Annotated in this window: 1 protein-coding gene; it reads left to right on the plus strand. The window is 52.9% G+C overall.

Annotated features, from left to right (window positions below; genetic code table 11):
• The coding region (locus ACVA54_RS19800; protein WP_446583586.1) for a citrate/2-methylcitrate synthase at positions 1-221 on the plus strand (221 nt) is incomplete at both ends.

Here is a 221-nt window from a genome sequence, read left to right on the forward strand (position 1 = left end):
ATGCACTGCTCGCTGATTTTGTACGCGGAGCACGAGTTCAATGCGTCGACGTTTGCGGCGCGTGTGTGTGCCTCGACATTGTCGGATTTGCATTCTTGCATTACCGCAGCGATTGGTACCCTGCGTGGGCCTTTGCATGGTGGTGCGAACGAAGCGGCGATGGAAATGATTGAAAATTGGCAAACGCCGGATGAAGCGGAAGCGAACATCCTAAAAATGCT

The sequence above is a fragment of the Vibrio sp. PNB23_22_6 genome (genome assembly GCF_052877535.1).